General features: G+C 34.6%; 18 protein-coding genes, 1 tRNA gene and 1 CRISPR repeat array (1 of these 20 cut by a window edge). Of the genes, 8 read left to right on the top strand and 11 right to left on the bottom strand.

Translation table 11 applies throughout. From position 1 onward, the window contains the following. The first annotated feature begins 100 nt into the window (after positions 1–100). Positions 101–173: transfer RNA gene (locus tag GJV77_RS08400), tRNA-Met, on the top strand. A 420-nt stretch (positions 174–593) separates the two neighbouring features. Here GJV77_RS08400 and GJV77_RS08395 read toward each other — a convergent pair. Then, positions 594–1,436 carry an AraC family transcriptional regulator gene (locus GJV77_RS08395; RefSeq protein WP_193563677.1) on the bottom strand — a complete coding sequence of 281 codons (843 nt, stop codon included), beginning with the start codon at positions 1,434–1,436 and terminating at the stop codon, positions 594–596. Between the two features lie 87 nt (positions 1,437–1,523). On the opposite strand from GJV77_RS08395, the gene GJV77_RS08390 reads away from it, so the two are divergent. Together GJV77_RS08390 and GJV77_RS08385 are read left to right on the top strand one after the other, a co-directional pair. After that, on the top strand, positions 1,524–2,474 hold the full coding sequence (locus tag GJV77_RS08390; protein WP_155035925.1) for an NADP-dependent oxidoreductase: 951 nt from the start codon (positions 1,524–1,526) through the stop codon (positions 2,472–2,474). Between the two features lie 3 nt (positions 2,475–2,477). Further along, positions 2,478–3,425, top strand: a complete 948-nt coding sequence (locus GJV77_RS08385) for an alpha/beta hydrolase (RefSeq protein WP_155035924.1) — start codon at positions 2,478–2,480, stop codon at positions 3,423–3,425. Positions 3,426–3,481: 56 nt separating this feature from the next. Here GJV77_RS08385 and GJV77_RS08380 read toward each other — a convergent pair whose 3' ends face one another. Next, positions 3,482–3,658, bottom strand: coding sequence for a histone H1 (locus tag GJV77_RS08380; protein WP_155035923.1), 177 nt, complete (start codon positions 3,656–3,658; stop codon positions 3,482–3,484). A 389-nt stretch (positions 3,659–4,047) separates the two neighbouring features. On the opposite strand from GJV77_RS08380, the gene GJV77_RS08375 reads away from it, so the two are divergent. Both GJV77_RS08375 and GJV77_RS08370 read left to right on the top strand, forming a co-directional pair. Next, complete coding sequence (locus tag GJV77_RS08375; RefSeq protein ID WP_240142842.1) at positions 4,048–4,221, top strand: hypothetical protein; 174 nt, start codon at positions 4,048–4,050, stop codon at positions 4,219–4,221. Positions 4,222–4,365: 144 nt separating this feature from the next. Then, entirely contained in the window at positions 4,366–6,408 is a 2,043-nt protein-coding gene (locus tag GJV77_RS08370; RefSeq protein WP_155035921.1) for an ATP-binding protein, read from the top strand. 22 nt (positions 6,409–6,430) lie between these two features. Here GJV77_RS08370 and GJV77_RS08365 read toward each other — a convergent pair whose 3' ends face one another. From GJV77_RS08365 to ilvD, 9 genes are all read right to left on the bottom strand, one after another. Beyond that, complete coding sequence (locus GJV77_RS08365) at positions 6,431–7,366, bottom strand: hypothetical protein (RefSeq protein ID WP_155035920.1); 936 nt, start codon at positions 7,364–7,366, stop codon at positions 6,431–6,433. Between the two features lie 130 nt (positions 7,367–7,496). Beyond that, positions 7,497–7,970: a hypothetical protein gene (locus GJV77_RS08360; RefSeq protein WP_155035919.1), complete on the bottom strand. Its 474-nt coding sequence runs from the start codon at positions 7,968–7,970 to the stop codon at positions 7,497–7,499. A 215-nt stretch (positions 7,971–8,185) separates the two neighbouring features. Further along, positions 8,186–8,803: a Type 1 glutamine amidotransferase-like domain-containing protein gene (locus GJV77_RS08355; protein WP_240142841.1), complete on the bottom strand. Its 618-nt coding sequence runs from the start codon at positions 8,801–8,803 to the stop codon at positions 8,186–8,188. A 14-nt stretch (positions 8,804–8,817) separates the two neighbouring features. Next, a complete protein-coding gene (locus GJV77_RS08350; RefSeq protein WP_155035918.1) occupies positions 8,818–9,366 on the bottom strand; it encodes a methylated-DNA--[protein]-cysteine S-methyltransferase in 549 nt (182 codons plus the stop codon). Positions 9,367–9,530: 164 nt separating this feature from the next. Further along, positions 9,531–10,775, bottom strand: a complete 1,245-nt coding sequence (gene ilvA / locus GJV77_RS08345) for a threonine ammonia-lyase IlvA (protein WP_155035917.1) — start codon at positions 10,773–10,775, stop codon at positions 9,531–9,533. Then, positions 10,772–11,818, bottom strand: a complete 1,047-nt coding sequence (ilvC, locus tag GJV77_RS08340) for a ketol-acid reductoisomerase (RefSeq protein WP_155035916.1) — start codon at positions 11,816–11,818, stop codon at positions 10,772–10,774. The genes ilvA and ilvC overlap by 4 nt, the downstream gene beginning before the upstream one ends. Before the next feature lie 49 nt (positions 11,819–11,867). After that, positions 11,868–12,356: an acetolactate synthase small subunit gene (ilvN, locus tag GJV77_RS08335; protein ID WP_155035915.1), complete on the bottom strand. Its 489-nt coding sequence runs from the start codon at positions 12,354–12,356 to the stop codon at positions 11,868–11,870. Positions 12,357–12,368: 12 nt separating this feature from the next. Continuing rightward, positions 12,369–14,063: a biosynthetic-type acetolactate synthase large subunit gene (gene ilvB / locus GJV77_RS08330; RefSeq protein ID WP_155035914.1), complete on the bottom strand. Its 1,695-nt coding sequence runs from the start codon at positions 14,061–14,063 to the stop codon at positions 12,369–12,371. Between the two features lie 58 nt (positions 14,064–14,121). Continuing rightward, the gene (gene ilvD, locus GJV77_RS08325) at positions 14,122–15,804 is read right to left on the bottom strand and encodes a dihydroxy-acid dehydratase (protein ID WP_155035913.1); all 1,683 of its coding nucleotides are present in this window, start codon (positions 15,802–15,804) and stop codon (positions 14,122–14,124) included. An 843-nt stretch (positions 15,805–16,647) separates the two neighbouring features. On the opposite strand from ilvD, the gene cas9 reads away from it, so the two are divergent. From cas9 to cas2, 3 genes are read left to right on the top strand one after another with little or no spacing between them, the layout of a single operon-like run. Beyond that, on the top strand, positions 16,648–20,874 hold the full coding sequence (gene cas9, locus GJV77_RS08320; RefSeq protein WP_155035912.1) for a type II CRISPR RNA-guided endonuclease Cas9: 4,227 nt from the start codon (positions 16,648–16,650) through the stop codon (positions 20,872–20,874). Positions 20,875–20,888: 14 nt separating this feature from the next. Then, positions 20,889–21,779 (top strand): type II CRISPR-associated endonuclease Cas1, encoded by an 891-nt coding sequence (gene cas1, locus GJV77_RS08315; protein ID WP_155035911.1) that lies wholly within the window; start codon positions 20,889–20,891, stop codon positions 21,777–21,779. Continuing rightward, on the top strand, positions 21,776–22,114 hold the full coding sequence (cas2, locus tag GJV77_RS08310) for a CRISPR-associated endonuclease Cas2 (protein WP_155035910.1): 339 nt from the start codon (positions 21,776–21,778) through the stop codon (positions 22,112–22,114). The genes cas1 and cas2 overlap by 4 nt, the downstream gene beginning before the upstream one ends. A 107-nt stretch (positions 22,115–22,221) precedes the next feature. Next, a CRISPR array of direct repeats spans positions 22,222–23,986; the repeat unit is 50 nt; unit sequence GTTGTGTGATTACACGATAAAGTTACAATAATTTGAAAGCAATTCACAAC (it continues 2,211 nt past the right edge of the window).

Genomic DNA, 23,986 nt, shown 5'->3' with positions numbered 1-23,986 from the left:
TTAAAATTACATCCAAGACATTTTTTTTACAAAAAACGAAAAAATACGTTTCAAACAATTGTGTATTAATTAAATCTGTATTATATTTGCACCACAATATCGCGGGATAGAGCAGTAGGCAGCTCGTCGGGCTCATAACCCGAAGGTCACAGGTTCGAGTCCTGTTCCCGCTACTAAGTAAAAGCCGCTTAAAAAAGCGGCTTTTTTATTTTATATCGTTAGTATCTATAAAAGTGAACTACAATTATCTCTATAAACTGAAAATAAACTTTTGTAAATAATTGTCTTACTTTTTTTACTAGTTAACTTTTGATTAGCTGCAAGTCTCCGTGCAGTATTCCTTCAGAATACGTGCACTTTCCTTGCCGAGGAGTTGCTTCTGGGCTAGTATACTGCAGGAATACTGCACTTATAGCACTAGCTTGGCAAGAAAATAATAGCAAATAGACTTGAATAACCACATAAATACACTTCTAAATAAGCAAGTGATAGTTAAAAATAAGTAGCTATAATTCTTTCGAATGACAAAAAAACATCTAGTGTACTTATACATAAAGAAGCTTACACAAAAACAAATGATGTTTTCTATCTTACTACTTCCTTTCTTTGAATTGTTGCTTGCGATACACAGACATACTAACAGAATGATATCGCTTGAAAAATTTATTAATATGACTTTCATCTGTAAAGCCAAATTCATCTGCTATTTCACCGATACGCATTGAACTAAAACGCAGACGGTGCTCAATCAACCTAATTTTGTATTGAGCTATATACACCTGCAAAGACTCACCACAATGTTTGCGAAAATAACTCCCTAAATAATTTGGTGCTAATGAAAAATAAGCCGCCATCTCCTGTACCTTTAATTTATCAGGCTCGCGAATATATTGTTGAATATAATTAAGAATACCCCGAATTTTAGAATCGGTCTCTGTCATAGCAGTTTCAATTTGTCGAATAGCTATATTTCGCGCAGCTATGACAATGACTGCATTGACCAAGTGACCAATAATATCCTCATTATACATTGCTTCTTGTGTAACCACCTGCTTCAAAGTTTGCATTAACTGAGCGATAATATCCACATCATCACTATTAGAGAGTAGTGATTCAGATAATTCGGAAGCGTAATATAACAGACATTCAATATGATCGATACTCTTCCATTGGTATTCACGGATATAGTGCTCTCCAAATCGAATAACCATAAACTCACACTCCCCTTCCAAATCAAACTCATGACAATCATTGGGGGTGAGTAGAAATAAATCACCTGCCTGATAATCGATACAATTACCATTGACTGTATGGGTACCAATACCTGAGATCACATAGACGAGTTCAAAGAAGTTAAATTGTCTATTGCGCAAAGGGCACACCGTCACTTTTTCGTAATATACCTCTAAAGGGTTGTACATATTTTCTCTTGCCATAGTGTAAAGCTACCGAAAAACAATGAAATTATACCTTATAAAAACCTAAAACTCGGTATATTTTTGTGTTTTTAAAACAATGAAATTATGAAAGCAATTATATTAAACGACTTTGGTGGAGTAGAACAATTAGTTTACAAAACAGTTGAAAAACCAATAATTGAGCCTCAGGAAGTTTTAATCAAGGTAAAGGCAATTAGCATAAATCCCGTTGATGTAAAAGTAAGAGCAAGATTGGCACCTTTAGCAGAACAACTACTCGACCAGCAGCCGCTTATTCTAGGATGGGATATTGCTGGAGAAGTTGTTGAAGTAGGAGGTGATGTAACTGACTTTTCTATTAGGGATCAAGTATTTGGCATGGTTAATTTCCCTAAACACGGTGCAGGTTACGCACAGTATGTCGCAGCTCCAAGTGAGCACTTAGCTCACAAGCCCAAAAACATAACATATGGCCAAGCAGCTGCCTCTGCTTTAGCAGCTCTGACAGCTTGGCAAGCCTTTACTAAATACGGAAAACTGCGTCCAAATGACCGACTACTCATTCATGCCGCTGCCGGTGGAGTGGGCCATTTTGCCATACAAATAGCTAAATATCTTGGCGCTTATGTCATCGCCTGTTCCTCTTTGAAAAACAAAGACTTTGTACTTTCGTTAGGGGCTAACCAATACTTAGACTATCAAAATACCGACTTTGAAGCAGTATTGACAGATATCGACTTTGTACTAGAATCTATTGGAGGGGATAATACTATCAAGTCTATTAATGTACTAAAACCGTTTGGCACACTAGTGAAACTTCCCTCAGGTGAAACAAACAAAGAGCTAGAAATTGCCCTTGAAAAGTCCTTACACGCCTGCTTTTTTATGTCGGTCTATGCCGACAAACACGATATCAATCAAATAGCTGATCTATTAGCTAAAGGTATCATCAAACCACATGTTGATCAAACATTTGGTTTTGATCAAATTCGACAAGCACACCTAGCCATAGAAACAGGAAGAACAAAAGGAAAAATAATAATTGAAATAGATTAAACTATGAATATTGACCAAGAACTATTACAGGCCATTGCAGCGAGTGATTTCAATCAAATTGATTATGATTACTTATTAGCCCACAACCCCGCGAAAATAGGCATAGAAGAAGCTCGTATTACCGCCGAAAACACCACCACATCGACAGCTGTTGATATTACCATCACTAGTCTATCAATTGATAGTGAATGTGGGGATCATCAAATCCCTTTGCGCATTTATAGCCCTAAAGATATTACCCAAAAGCCTGTCATGTTGTACTTTCACGGTGGTGCTTTCATCTTTGGCAGTCCAGAACAATATGATGATTATTGCATCGATCTAGTCCAGCGCTTGTCCATTAACATCGTCTCTGTAGATTATCGCTTAGCTCCAGAACACCCCTACCCGGCAGCTATTTTTGATGGTTATGATGCCTTAGTTTGGATTGTAGCCAAGGGATCTACATACGACATGGATACAGCCAATATTACAATAGCTGGTAGCAGTGCTGGTGGTGCATTAGCAGCATCTATTACACACTATGCTAGGGATAAAAATAATCATAGTATCCAACAGCAGTACCTCCTCTATCCTCCACTAGATGATAGCCTTAACTCTGATTCTATGCAGCGCCTGGCAAATGCTCCTATGCAATCAAAAGCATCTGCTGAGTTAATGTGGCGCCACTACCTAGCAGACCTACCTAAGGATACACCAAACTACGGGGTACCACTAAAACAGAATTGCTTTAGAAACCTTCCTTCTGCTGTAATTGTAGCCTGTGAGTTTGATCCCTTTTTAGACGAAGCAAAGGCATATGCAGACAAACTTATAAAAGCTGGTGTACCTACTAGATTTATTCAGGTAAATCAAGCTGTACATGCCTTTGATTTCTTTGAGACTAAGCTAACTCATGCTTTTCTTGAGCAACAAAAACAAATACTTCACCAACTTATTTATTCGGTATAAAAAAAGTCCTATTCATTCGTGAATAGGACCTTTAAACTTGTATAATTAACTACAAATTATTTTTTTGAATCTTCTAATGAAGCTTTTCTAAACTCTTTCATTAGTTTTTCTAAAGACAAAGATGATTTACGAGCTCTTGTACCAGCAGCTTTGTTTCCGTTCTCAACTTGTAATGCTGCATCTTTTTGAAAAGCTTCGTACTCAGCAGAAATTTTTTCTAGTAATTCTTTCATGGTATTTTTTACATTAATTTTTAATAATCACAAATGTATAAGAATATGAATACAATTGCTCCTTTTTTTGGTTTTTTTTCACAACAAATCCTACTATTTATAAGCCTTCCAAGCGTTTTTATCTCCAAGTAATCTAGTTAATTTCCTTTTTCGCAATACGATATTTATTCGATTTTACTATTCTCAAGACAAGAACTGCCATTTTAAGACCAAACGTGAATTATATGTTATTTTTAATTTAAAACAACTTATTTTCCGATTTAAAGTTAAAAAATAACAATATAATTAGTAGCTTTATACAGTACCAAGAAGATATTCAAACCAAATTATTCATTCAAATTGATTCAATTATGACTATAAAACCAATAAGAACACAGGAGGACTACCACATGGCCTTAATAAGGATCAAATATTTAGAAGGTTCTGCTAATAATACACCAGAAGCGGACGAATTAGAGGTTTTAAACATTTTACTAGAGCACTATGAAAGAGAAAATGCCCCGATGGGTATGCCTGATCCCTTGGATAGTATAAAAATATTTAATAAGTATCTCAACGATTAAAAAGAACAAAGAGTTTATAACCTATACAGCATAGGTTATAAGCTTTACTATAGATATAAATTTTTTCCCCTTGTATTATTGACAAGTTACACAATAGCCTAGTCAAAACTTCATTATTATGTACTACCCTAGATTCAGTTAACTATGCTTAAAAAAATTACTGCTGTCATTTACCCCCTACTCTTTAGTGGATTAATATTGGGTACATCGGGTTGTCAGGATAATAAAACAACTTATCAAACTGATTTAGATTATTTATATTCAACTAAACCTACTGAGGGTCAAAGAGATTCTATAAGTAAAGCAATAGAACCTCAAACCTTACGTGCATTAAAAGTAAAAAATATCGAATCTTCGCTACCTTTAGTTGATAGCGTACTTGACCAATTGAGCTGGACAGGCAATAAAAATGCTTTCCTTTCACTTAGCCAAAGTGTTATCAAATTTGCTCAAAAAAACAAGGACTTAAATAGAGAGGCTAAAGCCTATCAAGACATCGCTTTTTTTTATAACAACATTGAACAGTCTGACAGTGTATATCACTATTATCTAAAAGCTGAAAACGTCTATAGTATCGCTCAAGACAGCCTGGCCATGGCTGAGAATAAATACTATCAATCGCGATTGCTCTATCGACTTGGTTTGTTTTCAGAGTCTAAAAAGAAACTAACCCAATCAATAGACTATCTGGACCGAAATAAACCAAAAAGCCCAATACTTATTGAAGCCTATCAACTCATGATCTTTTGTCAAACAGAAGAACTATCACTTGATCAAGCACAAACACTATTTGATCAAGCCTTAGATAAGTTAACAAAAGACGAAGGGAGATTCGAGATTTTGACACAACAAAAATATTATTCAGCACTTACTGGCTTATACACAAATCTTGCGTCCTATTACCTAAATATTAATGAATATAAACAAGCAGAATTAACAGCTCAGCAAGCATTAACTTATTTAAACAAAGAATACTCAGCGATTAACTATGCTTATATTCACTCTATTTATGCCTTAGCTAAATATTATCAAGGCAATAATGAAAACATTATTGAGGACTTACTGCTGTCCTACGACATTCAAAAACGTTTGGACTATACAAATTACCAAGTAGAAACAAGCTTAACCCTAGGAGATATTTACAACGACCTAAAGCAGAAACAGGAATCATTGGACTGGACGATGAAGGCGTACACTCTTGCCAAAGAAAACAATCTTTTCAGGCTGCAGAAAGAAGCTATTGAACTACTTCTACTCAACGATAAAAATAAGGCGACTGCCCTATTAATCGACGAATTAATTCACTTAAACAGAAAACTCGACCTCCAACAACAGACCACTAGAGAGAAATTTACTGAAATTGAATATGAAAGTTTCACTTTATCTAAAGAAAATGAGCAACTTAAATACCGTATCACTATTATCATAGGCGTAGCTACCGTACTTACTATATTATTGGTTTTCGTTATTCTATTCTTTAGACTAAAAAGCCGTAATAAAGCATTGGAAAGTCTGAACTTGCGAAAATCAAAAGATCAAGAAATACTAAATCTCTTAATCGAGAATAATAACATAGAGCAACAAGCCGTTCAAAACGAACGCAATAGAGTAGCAAAAGACTTACACGATGGGGTGATTAATAGTTTGTTTACCATTCGGTTTAACTTGCAACAACTAGAGTCTAAAAATACTGATATGCAAACTCTATTAATCAATGAGTTACTTTCACTAGAGCAAATTGTCCGTGATATTTCTCATGCTTTAGCCCAAAGTAACTTGTTTAAAAACAAGAGTTTTGAAAACTTAATTGTAGAACTGGTTCAAAAACAATCCAACTCATTTAAAACAGTATTCAATCTACACATTGAGCAAAACTTAACCTTTGACTGTATTACAACGATTCAAAAAGTGAATATTTACCATATATTACAAGAAGCATTACAGAATATCAATAAACATTCAAAAGCAACTGAATGCCTGATCGATATAGCGATGCAGGATCATCATTTAGTTGTCTTAATCAAAGACAACGGGGTAGGTATCGCTAAAAACAAAATTAACGGTCTAGGTCTTGCTAGTATGAAAGAACGTGCAAAAGTAGCACAAGCCACTTTAAATCTATCTTCCAAAATACAAAAAGGCACAAGTATAACACTGACTATTGACACCAAACAGGCAGAGAGCTAAAACATTACAAAGTAATTATTACTTAAGAATATTGGTTAACCAAGTAAACCTTATCTTTATTTTCATCAAGAAAAGCAAAAATATGATTGCCATCACCAAAAAAAGACTCAGACCAGCATACTCCTAATGGACGATCGACTCCGCCAGCTTCTCTATAGTCAATAATTTCCTCTCCAATTGCAATGAAGTGCTCCTCATTGAACAAAGAGAAAACAGCCTTATCAATCGAATCATAAGGTAAGAAGCCTTTCTCTACACACGCTTGTTTACGCATTGTGTATTCATAGTAAGTCTCGATATAATACTCTTTATCAAAATCTCCTAACTTATGGGGGTAACTTGCTAAGACAGCCTCAATAAAAGCTTGTTTACTCTCATGTGTTTGTGACAAATGCTTAAATTCTCTTTCCATAAATTTGTATAGTGCTTGCACATATTTCCAACCACTAAAGTTTGTCAGCGAACCAGTTAATTTATACTTGTCACCTATTCGATCAAACATAGAAAAAGATTCGTAGGGATTATTGGGCTCGCCTTCCTCTGCAAACCACAAACCATTATGTGAAACAATATGGACTGTTTCTGTGGTTTGATCGCCTTTCCATTGAAACTGTAAACTACACAAGGGGTAATAAAAACCTAAACACTGCTCTGTAACAAATACCTCTGTATAAGCTGGAAACAATTTAATCTTAATACTATCAGTTGCTATATAGGTCAATGTATCACTGCATAATTCACGCCATTGCAAACTGCGCTTTAAACTGTGATCTTGATTACACGATAGACACATTCGAGTTCCATTGTGAATAGTACTAACACCATAAACAACCTTATGACATACCTGACACTGTTCAGTAATCATACCTTTGGCACATAAAGCACACATACCATCGTTTTTTTTTGCTGTCGTAGGTAATATTAGATGACCACAAGTCTTACAGGCTAACTTTTCCATATCGTAAGATGATTAACTTTTCAAAGCCAAAATACAACATATACAATAAACCAACAGTAAATTGTAGTTTAAATCTTCTTTAAATCATTTCGATAATAACAGTATGCACTAACCCTAAATAAAAGAACAACTATTCACAAGTAAGCATTGTTTTAGTCGCTCCTTTCGCGTTGTTTGAGATAGATAAAGCAGGTGTGCTAAGTAAGAAATCAATATGGAATGTTTTGATTTCTTTAATTTCTTTGGGTTTGATAAAAATAGAATGTTCTCCTTGTTTGGCGTGATTAGTGCCATAATACACATGTTCAAATGTCAAGGTATGTGAAGACTTATTGACAATATAAGTATGCTGTCCAAAAGCGGCCTTATACTTCCCTAGAGAAACGGGAAACAAAATAACCTCTTCTTTATATGCAGTACAAGAATAAACGGTCAAAAGTCTAGGGGGAAACAAGTACAATAACCCAATAATCAAGGCAAAATCTAAAAACACCCAATTACTTTTTAATATTCTTTTACTGAATCGATACCGTTGAGAAAGAACTAACCCTGTTAGTGCTAATATTCCTAATAAGATATAAAAAGTATGTATAGAAATTGCCATAGTATATTTTATTATGCTATTGATATCAATTAAAAAATAAAAACACCTCCATACACTGTTTCAATAAGGTATGGTAAAACACTAGTGTAATAATTTTCTATTCACACAAACCAAATATACTATTTTAACTTAAAACACATAAACAATATTACTATTTTAATATAAATACAAAATCAAAAAAAAAAAAAACACTTCTAATTCACATATATACACCTTTATATCTGCTTAATATCTATTTGTTCTCCGCGTATAAGTAGTACTTGATGATTACTAAGTGGAACAAGTGGTAATTGATCCATAAAATCCTCAATAATCTGATCGACTACCTCGGCAAATGGAGCATTCTTAAAATGAGCTATAGGATATTTATCTATAAGACCAAGAGCTGTGGTACCTTCTAATAAGAGAGCCTTTGCTCGCTCATCCATTGCTTCTATATACTTAATATCTGGAGACATCACCATACTTCCGGCAGAAGTTCCTATATATACTTTACCCTGAGCTACCTGATCTATAATTATTTGGTCAGCACCACTTCGTTTTAATTCTTGTAACAAAAAGAAAGTATTGCCTCCTGAAACAAAAATATAATCATTGCTCGTAAGCTTTTCTAGAATCTCCTCTAGAGTAGCATTGGTTAATTCTAACACATCAACTTTAATTCCTAATGCTTCAAATGCTAATTGGTCATTGCTTACATGTCCTGTATACTGCTCTATAATACTTGCTGTTGGAATAAAAGTTACGCTCTTTCCCTTAACCTGTTCTCCTACAAATTCAATAAACAAACTCATGACATCACTAAAAGACGCCGCTAAAAACATTCTTTTCATTACTTCAAACCTTATTATTCAAACCTTAATTGAAGTTGATCCTTTTGATTAAATTCTTTATTCTCTAGTGTTAGCAAAAACTCCTTTCTCCAAAGTCCTCCTCTATACCCCGTCAAACTACCATCGGTTCCGATAATTCGGTGACAAGGAATAAGTATAGCTATTGAGTTCATTCCATTGGCATTAGCTACTGCACGAATACTTTTGGGGATATCAAGGTAATCTGACTGTTGCTTATACGATCTTATCTCACCATAAGGAATTGATAATAACCCCCGCCATACTTTTTGTTGAAAATCTGTACCAATCAAATCTAAAGGAACCGAAAAATCCGTTAACCTTCCTGAAAAATACGCTTCAAGCTCCTGTTTTAACTGCTGAATATATGGATGATCACGTTGAACAATTACAGCTTGTTTTGCCTGAGTTAAACGTTGAAGTTCTTTATCTAAGTCTGCTAAATCAGCAAATTCAAGCAGACATATTCCTTGTGCACTCGCACAAACCACTACTGTACCAATAGGGGTTTCTATTTGTTCTAAATTAATTATTTCTTCCTCCATATCTACCTTACCAGAATTCCTTTTAAATTATTCGTAAATGTAATTATTTTTAAAAGCGCTCTATCAATGCAAATTGCCCTTTATAATAGCAAAAAATAGGTCCCCTTTATTCGAGGGAACCTATTGTTTAATTTATACTAGTTACATTTCTAACCGATTATCTCTTACCCGACAATATGAGTAAATAGCGCCTGATTATCATTTAGGTATTGATAATTAAACGCGTGAGCATCTAACTGTTTAATCAAGCGTTTATAATCATCTTTATTAGCTAGTTCAACACCGACAACAGCTGGTCCTTTTTCTCTATTGGTTTTCTTGGCAAACTGAAAGTATGTGATGTCATCGTTATCTCCCAAGACCTGATTAACAAACTCTTTTAGCGCTCCAGGGCGCTGAGGAAAATTGACAATGAAATAATGCTTCAACCCTTCGTGTAAAAGGGAACGTTCTTTGATTTCCTCGGTACGAGTGATATCGTTATTACTTCCACTAACTACACAGACAACGCGTTTGCCCACCAAGTGTTCCTTATACAAATCCAAAGCAGCAATACTCAATGCTCCTGCAGGTTCGACCACTAATGCCTCTTCATTATACAATTTGAGGATAGTTGTACAAACTTTACCTTCTGCTACTGTCAATACTTCGTGCAAATTTTCCTTACAAATCTCAAAGGTCAATTCGCCTACTCGTTTAACGGCTGCTCCATCAACAAAAGTATCTACACTTGACAAAGTAGTATTAACTTTATTAACCATAGACAATTGCATAGAAGCAGCCCCTTGAGGTTCTACACCGATGACTTTTGTCTGTGGACTCAACTGTTTAAACACTGTACTTACACCAGCGGCTAGTCCACCTCCGCCAATTGGTACAAATATGTAATCAATTGGTTGCTTGATCATCTGTAAAACCTCTAACCCTACAGTTCCCTGACCAGCTATAACTTGTTCATCATCAAATGGGTGTATTAATACTGCCTTAGATAAATCACAAAATGCTTTTGCCTCTACAAAACAAGCATCAAAAGTATCTCCTTTTAGAACAATCTCGACCATTTCTTTTCCAAATAGCTTCACTTGATCTATCTTTTGCTTTGGCGTGGTAATCGGCATAAATATAGTAGCGTGAATACCTAATTGATTACAAGAAAAAGCAACCCCTTGTGCATGATTTCCAGCACTTGCACAGACTACTCCAGTAGCCTGCTGCTCTGGGGTAAGTGTACTTATTTTATTATACGCTCCTCTTAATTTATAGGATCGAACAGGCTGTAAATCCTCCCTTTTCAGATAAATATCTGCCTGATACAGCCCGCTGAGGTTTAGGTTTTTTATTAAGGGGGTTTCTACCGTGACTCGTGCTATATTTTGTTGAGCTTGGTATATTTTAGTGATTAGGTTCATGATTTAGATGGTCTTAGTTTACGTACTTCAGCGCCTGCTTGCCATAGTTCACTTTCTCTGAGTTCTTTCAATTCTTCCTCTAACTTCGCTCTATAGTCTTTTTTACTATTAGCCTCAATTACAATCTCTGCTTCACGTCCAGAAGCAACACTTTCATACAAATTTTCAAATACAGGGGTTGTAGCGTCTCTAAACTTGTCTTTCCAGTCTAGTGCTCCACGCTGAGCTGTAGTTGAACAATTTGCATACATCCAGTCCATACCGTTATTTGCTACCAAAGGCATTAGGCTTTGAGTTAATTCTTCTACGGTCTCATTAAATGCCTCACTTGGCGTATGTCCTTTGCCTCTTAATACATTGTATTGCGCTTCAAAAATTCCAGCAATAGCTCCCATCAAAACACCACGCTCACCAGTCAAGTCACTATACGCCTCTTTTTGGAAGGTCGTCTCAAACATATAACCCGATCCGATGGCAATCCCTACAGCCAAGGCACGCTGCTCTGCACGACCTGTTGCATCTTGATAAATAGCATAACTTGAATTCAACCCACACCCTTCTAAAAACAACGTTCGCAATGAAGTTCCTGATCCTTTTGGCGCAACTAAAAAAACATCAATTCCAGCAGGTGGAACAATACTCGTTTTCTGATTAAACGCTACTCCAAATCCATGCGAAAAATACAGTGCTTTCCCTTTAGTTAGTTGTGCTTTTACAGTATCCCATGTATGTATCTGTCCAGCATCTGATAGTAAGTTCATAACAATCGTTCCGCGTTGACAAGCCTCTTCTATATCAAACAAATTTTTTCCTTCTTCCCATCCGTCAGCTACAGCTTTTTGCCAACTGTCCGAATTCTTACGCTGACCAACGATAACATTAAATTTATTATCTCTAAGGTTTAACGCTTGACCTGGACCTTGTACACCATATCCAATTACTGCTAAAACCTCGTCTTTTAATACTTCTCTTGCTTTATCTAATGTAAACTCTTGTCTTGTTACTACGTTTTCCAGTGTTCCTCCGAAATTAATTTGTCCCATATTATATGTTTTTTAATTGTGTTATTTTTATTATTAAAACCCTTTAATGCTATTCTATCATAGCTTTATTAATTGCTACTCTTCCTGATCGAGTAAACTCAAGGATACCGAAGCTAGATAACTTCGCAAATAAACTTTCTATTTCTTCAATATATCCTGTCTTTTCGATCGCTATAAACTCTCTATCAACTGTAAGAATACGAGCCTGACTCTCTCTGATGATCTGTTCTACCGCGCCATTAGAAAGTAGATCTGTCTTTACCTTATACAAGGCTAATTCCTGATAAATAATTTCTGTATTCTTATGAGCAAACACCTTAAATACTTCCACTAACCGCTCCAACTGACCAATTAGCTTATCGATTTGTTCCTGTGTACTTTTAAAAACAACAGTATACTTAAAAACCTGTTTCACTTCTGACTCAGATACTGTCAAACTATCTAGATTAATATGTCTACGTGTAAACACATTGGTAATTCTGGTAAGCATACCGATACTATTTTCTGTAAATACCGATAAGGTAAATTCTTCTTTCATCGCTTTAATTTTCTAATTTAATAATACCTCTGACACACTTGCTCCTGTAGGAATCATCGGATACACATTCTCCTCTTTTTCAACAATAATCTCTAATAAATAAGCTCCAGGAGCTTCCAATAATTCTACTATAGCCTCTCTTAACTCTGTCTGTTCGCTAATCTTTTTACCTGGAATATTGTACGACTGTGCAATACCTACAAAATTAGGGTTAGTCATCTCGGTAAAGCTATATCGCTTCTCAAAGAACAATTGCTGCCATTGCCTGACCATACCAAGAAAACTATTATTTAAAATAATCATCTTCACCCCAATATCACTTTGCATAATAGTACCTAACTCTTGTATATTCATCTGAAAACCAGCATCACCTGCAATAGCAACTACTGTTTGATCAGGTGAACCTAGCTTGGCACCAATGGCTGCTGGTAAAGCAAACCCCATTGTACCCAAACCACCCGAGGTAATATTTGTATTATTCTTATTATAGGCATAATTACGTGCTGTAATCATCTGATGCTGTCCAACATCACTAACAACAACTATCTCTCCTCCAGTTAATTCCGTTAAAACTTTCAAGGCATCTTCCATCATAATTTTAGTAGAATCATGCAATTGTTTGTTCTTAGCCAATTGAGTTTGTTCATAATCCTTTCCTAATCTAAACTCCTCTAGCCAGTGAGTATGCTGCTTCGGCTCTACCAACCCCATCAATGTTTGTAAAGCGTACTTTGCATCAGCATGAATAGCTACTTCTGCTTTGATAATCTTATTTAGTTCAGCGGCATCAATATCAATATGAATAACCTTTGCCTGTTTGGCATACCTAGAAACATCTCCCGTCACTCGATCGTCGAAACGCATACCGATTGCAATTAACACATCACATTCATTTGTCTTAACATTAGCCGCGTAGTCCCCGTGCATACCAAGCATACCACAGAAGTTAGCATGATTATTAGGCAAAGCACCTAACCCTAAAAGTGTAGAAGCTGTTGGTAATCCCGTCTTCTCTACAAACTGTCTTAACTCTTCTTCAGCCTTTGACAAGACAATTCCTTGTCCGATTAACAAATATGGTTTTTTTGCCTTATTAATCAATTCAGCAGCCTTGATAAAACCTGCCAGATCTGGCTGGGGACTAGGTGCATAACTTCGCACATTCAGACAGCTTTTATAATCAAATGTCGTCTGATCAAACTGAGCATCTTTGGTTATATCGATTACCACAGGCCCCGGTCTGCCTGACTTGGCTAAATAAAATGCTTTAGCTATTGTTGGTGCAATCTCTGAAGCCTTAGTTACCTGGTAATTCCACTTAGTAATAGGCATAGAGATACCTATCACATCCGTTTCTTGGAACGCATCTGTCCCCAACAACTTAGAAGTTACCTGTCCAATGATACACACCACAGGAGTTGAGTCGATATAAGCATCTGCTAACCCTGTGATTAAGTTCGTAGCACCAGGTCCAGAAGTAGCGAAAACAACACCTACCTCCCCTGAAACTCTAGCAAAGCCTTGTGCGGCATGTATAGCTCCTTGCTCGTGACGCACTAAGATGTGATTTAATTCATCCATCTTATCATACAGCGCATCATAGATAGGCATAATCGCCCCACCAGGATATCCAAATACAGTCTGTACTGATTCGCATAACAAAGCGGATATAACTGCCTGAGCCCCTGTTATTTTTTCTTGTTGCATAATTTATTATTTGTGTTGTTGGTCTTGGTTTAGGAACCTCTGTCCTTAAATCTTTTATTTAATCCTCTTTATCAGTAATACAGCCTTCTGAAGCATCAGAAACACTCTTTAAATATTTATATAATATCCCTTTGGTAAACTTCAATTCTGGTCTTTTCCATTTCGCACGGCGCTGTGCTAACTTCTCATCACTGACCAATAATTCTAACTTGCGCTTTTCCACGTCAATTAAAATCTGATCTCCATTTTCTACTAAGCCAATCACTCCTCCATCATACGCCTCTGGAGTAATGTGTCCAACAACAAAACCGTGAGTTCCACCAGAGAATCGACCATCAGTAATCAGCGCAACACTTCTACCTAAGCCAGCTCCCATAATAGCAGAAGTCGGTTTCAACATTTCAGGCATTCCAGGCCCTCCTTTTGGTCCACAGTAACGAATCACAATTACCTCACCGGCCTGTACCTCACCAGCTGAAACACTTGCGATCACGGCATATTCATCGTCATATACTCTAGCCGCTCCTTGAAAAAACGTACCTTCCTTACCACTGATCTTCGCTACACTACCTTTAGTAGCTAAATTGCCATAGAGAAACTGTAAGTGTCCACTGCTTTTGATTGGTTTATCTAAACCTAAGATTACTTCCTGTCCCGCTAGTAAGTCCTCTGCCTGTTTTAAATTTTCAGAAACAGTCTTTCCCGTTACTGTTAGACAGTCTCCGTGTAAAAGTCCTTTACCTAGTAAATACTTCATAATCGCTGGAACACCACCAATCCTGTGTAAATCTTCCATCAAGTACTTTCCACTCGGCTTTAGATCAGCAATAACGGGTACACGATCACTTATCGCTTGAAAATCTTTTAGCGTAATTCTAACATCAACTGCATGAGCCATGGCGATTAAGTGAAGTACAGCATTGGTTGATCCTCCTAAAGCAATAACCATCGTCATCGCATTTTCAAAAGCTTCACGAGTCATAATATCTCTGGGCTTTATGTCCTTTTCTAACAAATGATAAAGAGCGGCTCCTGCATCTATACACTCCTGTTTTTTCTCTTGACTCAATGCGGGATAGGAAGAACTATGTGGTAAACTCATACCCAATGCCTCAATAGCAGAAGCCATCGTATTAGCTGTGTACATTCCTCCACAAGCACCAGCACCAGGACAAGCATGTTTAATCACACCTTTGTAATCTTCTTGTGAAATCTGATTGCTAAACTTCTTGCCCAATGCTTCAAAAGCAGACACAATATTTAGTGATTCACCCTTGTACTTCCCCGAATGGATTGTTCCCCCATACACCATTATTGCTGGTCTATTTAGTCGTCCCATGGCGATAATCGCTCCAGGCATATTCTTGTCACAACCCGGAATAGCTATCACCGAATCATACCACTGAGCATTAACCACTGTCTCAATCGAATCAGCAATAATATCACGAGACACTAGTGAGTATTTCATTCCTTCTGTCCCGTTAGAAATACCATCACTCACACCAATAGTATTGAAGATCAGACCGACCATATCACACTGACTAACACCCTGTTTGACGTATTTTGCCAAGTCATTCAAGTGCATATTACACGTATTGCCTTCATAGCCCATACTGACAATTCCAACTTGCGCCTTTGTCAAGTCCTCTTCGCTAAGCCCTATTCCGTAGAGCATCGCCTGTGCGGCTGGCTGTGTTACATCTTGTGTAATTACCCGACTGTACTTGTTTAGGTTATTCATTGTATTTATTTTTTAATTGGTTGTTATTGCTTGATTAATTAGGTATTACTAGACTATTGGGTACAAAAAAAGCCTCCCGATATCGGGAGGCTTTAGTAATACTGTATCTCTATATAAAAACAAAAATTAGCATAGCGGCTCCCGTGCAAATGTGTTAATCACAATCACAATAATTAGGACCACTAGAATGCTAACTAAATTTCTCATTTCTTTCTTTTGTATAGATCAAAGTTAAAAATAGTTTTAACACCTACAAACATTACTCATCTTTTTTATCAATAAAAATTCAAAGATTAATCACAAACAACTTACATTATTCAAACTTACTCGTTATAAAACATAAAAAAATCAACACCAAAGACAACAAACTAAAAAATACTAACATTCAAACAAACCTAATACTCTATTAAAATTTTAGCAACCCAAAGTATAACAAGTGCTAACTCGCTGTTTCGTTTTAATAAAAAGGACAATATACTTCGTCATTTAAACGCTATTTACAACTAAAAAAAGAAGGGAAAAAGGCTCTTTTAGCCTTATTATAAAATCGAAGAAGAAAAGTTCATGAAAAGGAACAAATCACTTTTGATAATAAAAGGTCTATTAACAAAAAAGACACCGAAGGGTGTCTTTGTATTTTGAATGTTAATAATTTTAAAGGTTTGCCCCGAAGATAGTCGAGGCACTAAATGTTTTCACAACGGAATAATCCTTATTGTGAATTGCTTTCATTATTGTGTTACAAATATATAATCTTTTTTACAATATAAAAGTATAATTATTCAAATAATTTATTGTAATATTATATAGTATTCAATATTTTACTGACAAAAATTAGCAATTATGAAAAAAATACTTGGTTTAGACTTAGGGACAACGTCAATAGGCTGGGCTTACGTACATGAAGCTGAAAATGAAAAAGAAACCTCTTCAATACAAAAACTGGGCGTTCGAGTAAATCCCTTAACCGTTGACGAACAAATCAACTTTGAAAAAGGTAAACCTATCACTACTAATGCTACAAGAACAGAATCACGTTCTGCACGTCGCAATCTACAGCGATACAAATTAAGAAGAGAGCATCTAACAAAAATTCTTACGGAGAACAATTGGATAAGTGAAGCTTCTATTTTAACTGAAATTGGGAACCAATCTACATTTGAAACCTTTCGATTAAGAAATAAAGCTGCCTCTGAACAAATATCCTTAGAAGAATTATCACGTGTACTTTTAATGATTAATAAAAAACGAGGGTATAAGAGCAGTCGTAAAGTTAATAATACGGAAGATGGTCAATTAATTGACGGTATGGCTATTGCTAAAAAACTTTACCACGAACAGTTAACACCTGGTCAATTATCTCTTGAATTACTTCAAAAAGGTATAAAGAAATTACCAGATTATTATCGTTCCGATTTAAATGAAGAACTTGATTTAATATGGTCATTTCAACAAAAGTTTTATCCTGATATACTTACAAAAGCTTTTAAAGATAACATAAAGAACAAAGGTTCAAGAGCAACCTCTGCCCTATTCTGGGTTACCTATAACTTTAATACTGCTGAAAACAAAGGAACAAGAGAGGAGAAAAAAACACAAAGTTACCAATGGCGTGTTGAAGCTTTAAGTAAACAACTAACAAAAGAAGAAGTAGCCTTTGTTATTGCTGAAATCAATGGACAAATACATAATTCATCTGGGTATTTAGGAGCTATAAGTGATCGTAGTAAGATATTATACTTCAATAAATGGACTGTAGGTCAATACTTATATAAGCAGCTACAAGAAAACCCTCACACCCGTCTTAAAAGTCAAGTTTTTTATAGACAAGATTACTTAGATGAATTTGAAACAATATGGAATACCCAATCTAAGTACTATCCAACTCAACTAACTTCTGTACTCAAAAAAGATATAAGGGATACCATCATTTTTTATCAAAGAAAACTAAAATCACAGAAGGGATTAATAAGTTTTTGTGAATTTGAACAAACACAAAAACTTATTAATGGAAAAGTAAAAATAGTTGGTAACCGTGTCATTCCTAAATCTTCACCTTTGTTCCAAGAATTTAAAATATGGCAACAATTACACAACGTAACTTTAAGAAATAAAGAGACTAATGAAACTTGTTATTTAGCAGAAGAACAGAAGGTTCATTTATTTGAAGAACTAAACTTGAAAGGAAAGTTAACAAGTACCCAAGTTCTAAAACTAATAGAAAGTAAACCTAAAAAATGGGAATTAAACTATTCAGAATTAGAGGGAAACAACACTAATAAGGTGTTATACAATGCATATCTTGATATCATCGATGATGAAGGATATGATGTGAGAAATGAGTTAAAAATAAAACTAAACAAAGATGATATAGAATTAACTGATTTAGATGTCGATGCATCTCAAATCAAAGAGATGATTTACACAATTTTTAAAGATTTAGGTATAGACACTACTATCTTAGAGTTTAATGCTTTGTTAGAAGATAAAACCTTTGAGAAACAACAATCTTACCAGTTATGGCACCTTCTTTATTCTTATGAAGAAGATGACTCACCAACTGGCTTAGAGAGACTATATACACAGTTACAGAACAAATTCAGCTTTACTTTAGCACAAGCCAAACGATTGGGTAATATCTTATTTCAGGATGACTACGGTAATTTATCAACAAGAGCTATTAGAAAAATATTTCCTTTTATTAAAGACAATAAATATAGTGATGCTTGTAATTTAGCAGGATATAGACATTCCAAACACTCTCTTACCAAAGAAGAAATTGAGAATAGAGAGCTAAAGAATAAATTAGACTTATTAGCTAAAAATAGCCTAAGAAATCCTGTTGTAGAAAAGATACTAAATCAAATGATTAATGTAATTAATACATTAATTGATTCTGAAAACAATAAACTAATTGCAGAAGGCAAAAAACCTAACTTCCAATTCGATGAAATTAGAATAGAATTAGCACGTGAACTAAAGAAGAACGCTAAAGAACGTGAAGAATTCACAAACTCTATTAATAAAGGAAAAACAGATCATGAAAAGATTATCAAGATTCTACAAAAAGAAGATGGAATTAAGAACCCTAGCCGAAATGACATTATTAGATATAAATTATATCAAGAATTAAAAAACACTGGGTATAAAGATTTATACACCAATGAATACATCGAACGTAAAGATATTTTCACTAAAGAATATGATATTGAACACATCATACCCCAATCCAAACTATTTGATGATAGTTTTTCCAATAAAACATTAGTGCGTCGAAATATAAACCTAAAAAAAGGCAATCAAACAGCATATGATTTTATTCTTACCGAATATGGTAAAGAAAAAGCAAATGACTTTGAGCAAAGAGTTACTGACTTATTTAACCTTGGACAATCAGAAGGTATTTCTAGAAGCAAGTATAAAAAACTTTTAATGCGGGAAAATGAAATTGGAGAGGGCTTTATAGAGAGAGATTTAAGAGACACTCAATACATTGCGAAAAAGGCTAAGTCAATGTTGTTCGATATAACAAGACGAGTAGTTTCTACTTCAGGTAGAATAACAGATCGTTTACGTGACGATTGGGGGCTAATTAATGTGATGAAGGAGCTAAATATTCCAAAATATCGAGATGCAAGCCTTACAGAGTTTATCGAGATGAAAGATGGTAATAAAAAGGAAGTTATAATAGATTGGACAAAAAGAAATGATCATCGCCATCACGCTATGGATGCTTTGACTGTTGCTTTTACTAAACACAATCACATTCAATATCTAAATAATCTTAATGCTAGAAAAAATGAAAACACTGAAAAACATAGTAATATCATTGCTATTGAAACAAAAGAGACTCACATTGTAAAAGATGATTTAGGGAATATAAAAAGAGTGTTTAAAGAACCTATTCCAAACTTTAGACAAGTTGCTAAACAGCACTTAGAAAGTGTTTTAGTTTCTCATAAAGCTAAAAATAAGGTTGTAACCAGAAATGTTAATAAAATAGCAGGGCGAAAGATTGGACAACAAACACTAACTCCTAGAGGGCAATTACACAAAGAAACGGTATATGGTAAAATACGTCAATACGCTTCTAAAGAAGAAAAAGTAGGACCTAAATTTGGCATAGAAACTATACAATTAGTAAGTAATCCAACTTATAAAAAACTATTATTAAAACGATTAGAAGAGAACAATAATGATCCGAAAAAGGCTTTTGGAGGAAAAAATGCTCTTGCTAAATCTCCTATTTATGTAAACTTAGAAAAGAATATTACTATTCCAGAAAAAGTTAAATTAGTTTGGCTAGAAGACAATTATACAATACGCAAGGAAATTTCTCCAGACTTAAAAATAGACAAAGTGATTGATGAGGGGGTAAAGCGAATCTTACAACAAAGACTAAAAGCTTATGATAATAACTATAAATTAGCATTCGCTGATTTAGACCGAAACCCTATATGGCTAAATAAAGAAAAAGGAATAACTATAAAGCGTGTAACAATATCTGGTGTCAAAAATGCTTTACCATTACACACTAAAAAAGACCATTTAGGAAAGCCTATTTTAGACAATAAAGGGCGTGAAATCCCCGTAGATTTCATTAACACCGGAAATAACCACCATGTAGCAATATATGAAGATGAAAAAGGTAACCTTCAAGAAAGTGTTGTTTCGCTATTTGAGGCAGTAAGTAGAGTTAATCAACAGTTGCCGATTATTGACAAAACATATAATCAACATTTAGGTTGGAAGTTTTTATTCTCAATGAAGCAGAATGAATTATTCTTGTTTGCTTCTGATGAGTTTAATCCAAATGAAATTGACTTATTTGATAAAAATAACTACCACACAATTAGTAAGTATTTGTTTAGGGTACAAAAAATATCTACAAAAAATTATATGTTTACTCATCATTTAGAAACAAAAGCTATTGATGGTGAAACTCTAAAAAGCAAAAAAGCACTGGCTGAAAAAAATTATTATTTTGTTCAAACTCCTGAAAAACTACGTAACATACTAAAAGTACGAACTAACCATCTTGGAGAAATCATACATATAGGCGAATATTAACCTAAATTAATACTATGCTCAAAAGAACTATCTATATTGGTAATCCCTCCTATTTAAAATTATCGCATCGTCAACTTAAGATTGACGATGCTTTAACAGGAGATACAAAAGGAAGTATTCCTATTGAAGATATAGGCTTCTTAGTATTAGACCATCCGCAAATAACAATATCACACCCCGTTATACAATATCTACAGCAGCATAATGTAGCTATTATCAGTTGTGATGAATCGCATTTACCCTTAGGGTTAATGTTACCCATTAGTGGTCATATTGAGCATTCAGAACGATTAAAACAACAAATAAACACCTCAGAACCCTTAAGAAAACAGTTGTGGAAACAAACGGTTGAGGCTAAAATATATCAACAAAAAGAAGTATTATGTAAACAAGGCTTAATAGTTGCCCCAATGCTTAAATACCTCAATGATGTAAAGTCGGGAGATAGTACAAACATGGAAGGGATAGCCGCACAGTATTATTGGAGCCAACTCTTTGAAAACTTTACGCGAGAACGAAAAGGTAGCTCCCCTAATAATTTTCTCAATTTCGGTTATGCCATTCTTAGAAGTATGGTTGCAAGGGCTATTGTATGTAGTGGCCTTCACCCTACTATAGGTATCTTTCACCGCAATAAATACAATGCCTACTGCCTTGCTGATGATTTAATGGAACCTTATCGCCCTTATGTGGATGAATTAGTCATACACTGGATTAATAATCCTCTTAATCCATTAGAAATTACCAAAGAAGCAAAAGCACATTTACTACAAATTGCCACAAAAGACGTTTACATTAATGGTCTTACACGCCCTTTAATGACAGCACTAAGCATTACGACAAGTTCTTTGTACAAATGCTTTACAGGAGAAAGTAGAGTTATACATTATCCAATGATCAAATGAGTTTCAGTAGATATAATGCATATAGAATCATGTGGGTACTAGTATTTTTTGATTTACCAACAGAGACCAAGCGACAGCGTTCGGCGGCAACAAAATTTAGAAAATCGTTAATAGACGATGGATTCAACATGTTTCAGTTTAGTATTTACTTAAGGCATTGCCCCAGTAAAGAAAACGCAGAAGTCCATATTAAACGAACGAAAAGACAGCTACCAAAAGAAGGAAAAGTAGGTATATTATGCATTACTGATAAGCAATTTGGACAAATGGAACTCTTCTTTGCAAAAAAAGAAACGGACTTACCGATTATGCCACAGCAATTAGAACTCTTTTAATAGAAACAAAAAAATGCTATAATTCTCTTTAGAGATATAGCATTTTTTTGTTTTTTATTATCGTATAATCCACTCTAAAGCACTATTATAATAGACTTTAACATGAGGTTGTGTGATTACACGATAAAGTTACAATAATTTGAAAGCAATTCACAACTTTATTGTGATGAGTATTTATACTCGCATCGTTGTGTGATTACACGATAAAGTTACAATAATTTGAAAGCAATTCACAACCAAATGATAACGATAGACGAAGTAATAACGGTTGTGTGATTACACGATAAAGTTACAATAATTTGAAAGCAATTCACAACTAGTTACAATAAACAATAATTATTTTTTTAGTTGTGTGATTACACGATAAAGTTACAATAATTTGAAAGCAATTCACAACCGGAAGCGGTTAAGGATGGGCGTAAATTAGGTTGTGTGATTACACGATAAAGTTACAATAATTTGAAAGCAATTCACAACTTGCAAGTCTTGTTTATCCCATCCTAAAAAGTTGTGTGATTACACGATAAAGTTACAATAATTTGAAAGCAATTCACAACTAAGGCACCAAATGGTAAGGCAGGCTAAAGGTTGTGTGATTACACGATAAAGTTACAATAATTTGAAAGCAATTCACAACGTATAACGTAATAAATAAATTAACAAACAAGTTGTGTGATTACACGATAAAGTTACAATAATTTGAAAGCAATTCACAACTATAAGCTGTTCCATTGGTTTGCAATTTCAGTTGTGTGATTACACGATAAAGTTACAATAATTTGAAAGCAATTCACAACCCAACTATAGGGTTTGTGTGATTGCCTTGTGTTGTGTGATTACACGATAAAGTTACAATAATTTGAAAGCAATTCACAACGATTTTTTACGTAACTTAACAGCAACAAAAGTTGTGTGATTACACGATAAAGTTACAATAATTTGAAAGCAATTCACAACATACACACACTCGTTATTGTCTGTACATTTGTTGTGTGATTACACGATAAAGTTACAATAATTTGAAAGCAATTCACAACACGATATACTAGTGTTAGATTCTAATACTAGTTGTGTGATTACACGATAAAGTTACAATAATTTGAAAGCAATTCACAACTAAATAGTTTTTCTATTGATTTTTTACTTCGTTGTGTGATTACACGATAAAGTTACAATAATTTGAAAGCAATTCACAACACGCTATATACTCATTTGATAACTCGTGAAGTTGTGTGATTACACGATAAAGTTACAATAATTTGAAAGCAATTCACAACTTAAACTAAAATGACTCATGCTTTTTATTAGTTGTGTGATTACACGATAAAGTTACAATAATTTGAAAGCAATTCACAACACTATATAAATGTTAAAAAATGAGTTGTTTGTTGTGTGATTACACGATAAAGTTACAATAATTTGAAAGCAATTCACAACATTACAAGAGTATTATCTGAGTTATTAGGGGTTGTGTGATTACACGATAAAGTTACAATAATTTGAAAGCAATTCACAACAGAAAAGTACCATGTACCCCTCCTGTTTTAGTTGTGTGATTACACGATAAAGTTACAATAATTTGAAAGCAATTCACAACGCGCTCGCACGATCTACAACAGCGTAAGTAGTTGTGTGATTACACGATAAAGTTACAATAATTTGAAAGCAATTCACAACAGGTATTGAGATAATGGAAGATGGAGAGTGGTTGTGTGATTACACGATAAAGTTACAATAATTTGAAAGCAATTCACAACAGTTATCCCAAAGCATTCTTTCCATATTTTGTTGTGTGATTACACGATAAAGTTACAATAATTTGAAAGCAATTCACAACATTCCTTTATGTGTATAATAGGGGTATGGTGTTGT

It is taken from the genome of Myroides pelagicus (genome assembly GCF_009711055.1).
Classification (GTDB): Bacteria; Bacteroidota; Bacteroidia; order Flavobacteriales; family Flavobacteriaceae; genus Flavobacterium; species Flavobacterium pelagicum.
The sequence above is the reverse complement of the archived record's forward strand: the minus strand, read 5'-3'. Positions and strand labels throughout refer to the sequence as shown.

Bases quoted from the DNA above. Each gene is read 5' to 3' on its own strand.
- GJV77_RS08385 (WP_155035924.1), top strand. From the start codon at position 2,478: ATGAATATTGACCAAGAACTATTACAGGCCATTGCAGCGAGTGATTTC.
- ilvN (WP_155035915.1), bottom strand. From the start codon at position 12,356: ATGAAAGAAGAATTTACCTTATCGGTATTTACAGAAAATAGTATCGGT.
- ilvB (WP_155035914.1), bottom strand. From the start codon at position 14,063: ATGCAACAAGAAAAAATAACAGGGGCTCAGGCAGTTATATCCGCTTTG.
- GJV77_RS08370 (WP_155035921.1), top strand. From the start codon at position 4,366: ATGCTTAAAAAAATTACTGCTGTCATTTACCCCCTACTCTTTAGTGGA.
- GJV77_RS08375 (WP_240142842.1), top strand. From the start codon at position 4,048: ATGGCCTTAATAAGGATCAAATATTTAGAAGGTTCTGCTAATAATACA.
- GJV77_RS08355 (WP_240142841.1), bottom strand. From the start codon at position 8,803: ATGAAAAGAATGTTTTTAGCGGCGTCTTTTAGTGATGTCATGAGTTTG.
- GJV77_RS08390 (WP_155035925.1), top strand. From the start codon at position 1,524: ATGAAAGCAATTATATTAAACGACTTTGGTGGAGTAGAACAATTAGTT.
- cas2 (WP_155035910.1), top strand. From the start codon at position 21,776: ATGAGTTTCAGTAGATATAATGCATATAGAATCATGTGGGTACTAGTA.
- GJV77_RS08360 (WP_155035919.1), bottom strand. From the start codon at position 7,970: ATGGCAATTTCTATACATACTTTTTATATCTTATTAGGAATATTAGCA.
- GJV77_RS08380 (WP_155035923.1), bottom strand. From the start codon at position 3,658: ATGAAAGAATTACTAGAAAAAATTTCTGCTGAGTACGAAGCTTTTCAA.
- ilvD (WP_155035913.1), bottom strand. From the start codon at position 15,804: ATGAATAACCTAAACAAGTACAGTCGGGTAATTACACAAGATGTAACA.
- GJV77_RS08350 (WP_155035918.1), bottom strand. From the start codon at position 9,366: ATGGAGGAAGAAATAATTAATTTAGAACAAATAGAAACCCCTATTGGT.
- GJV77_RS08365 (WP_155035920.1), bottom strand. From the start codon at position 7,366: ATGGAAAAGTTAGCCTGTAAGACTTGTGGTCATCTAATATTACCTACG.
- cas1 (WP_155035911.1), top strand. From the start codon at position 20,889: ATGCTCAAAAGAACTATCTATATTGGTAATCCCTCCTATTTAAAATTA.
- cas9 (WP_155035912.1), top strand. From the start codon at position 16,648: ATGAAAAAAATACTTGGTTTAGACTTAGGGACAACGTCAATAGGCTGG.
- ilvC (WP_155035916.1), bottom strand. From the start codon at position 11,818: ATGGGACAAATTAATTTCGGAGGAACACTGGAAAACGTAGTAACAAGA.
- ilvA (WP_155035917.1), bottom strand. From the start codon at position 10,775: ATGAACCTAATCACTAAAATATACCAAGCTCAACAAAATATAGCACGA.
- GJV77_RS08395 (WP_193563677.1), bottom strand. From the start codon at position 1,436: ATGGCAAGAGAAAATATGTACAACCCTTTAGAGGTATATTACGAAAAA.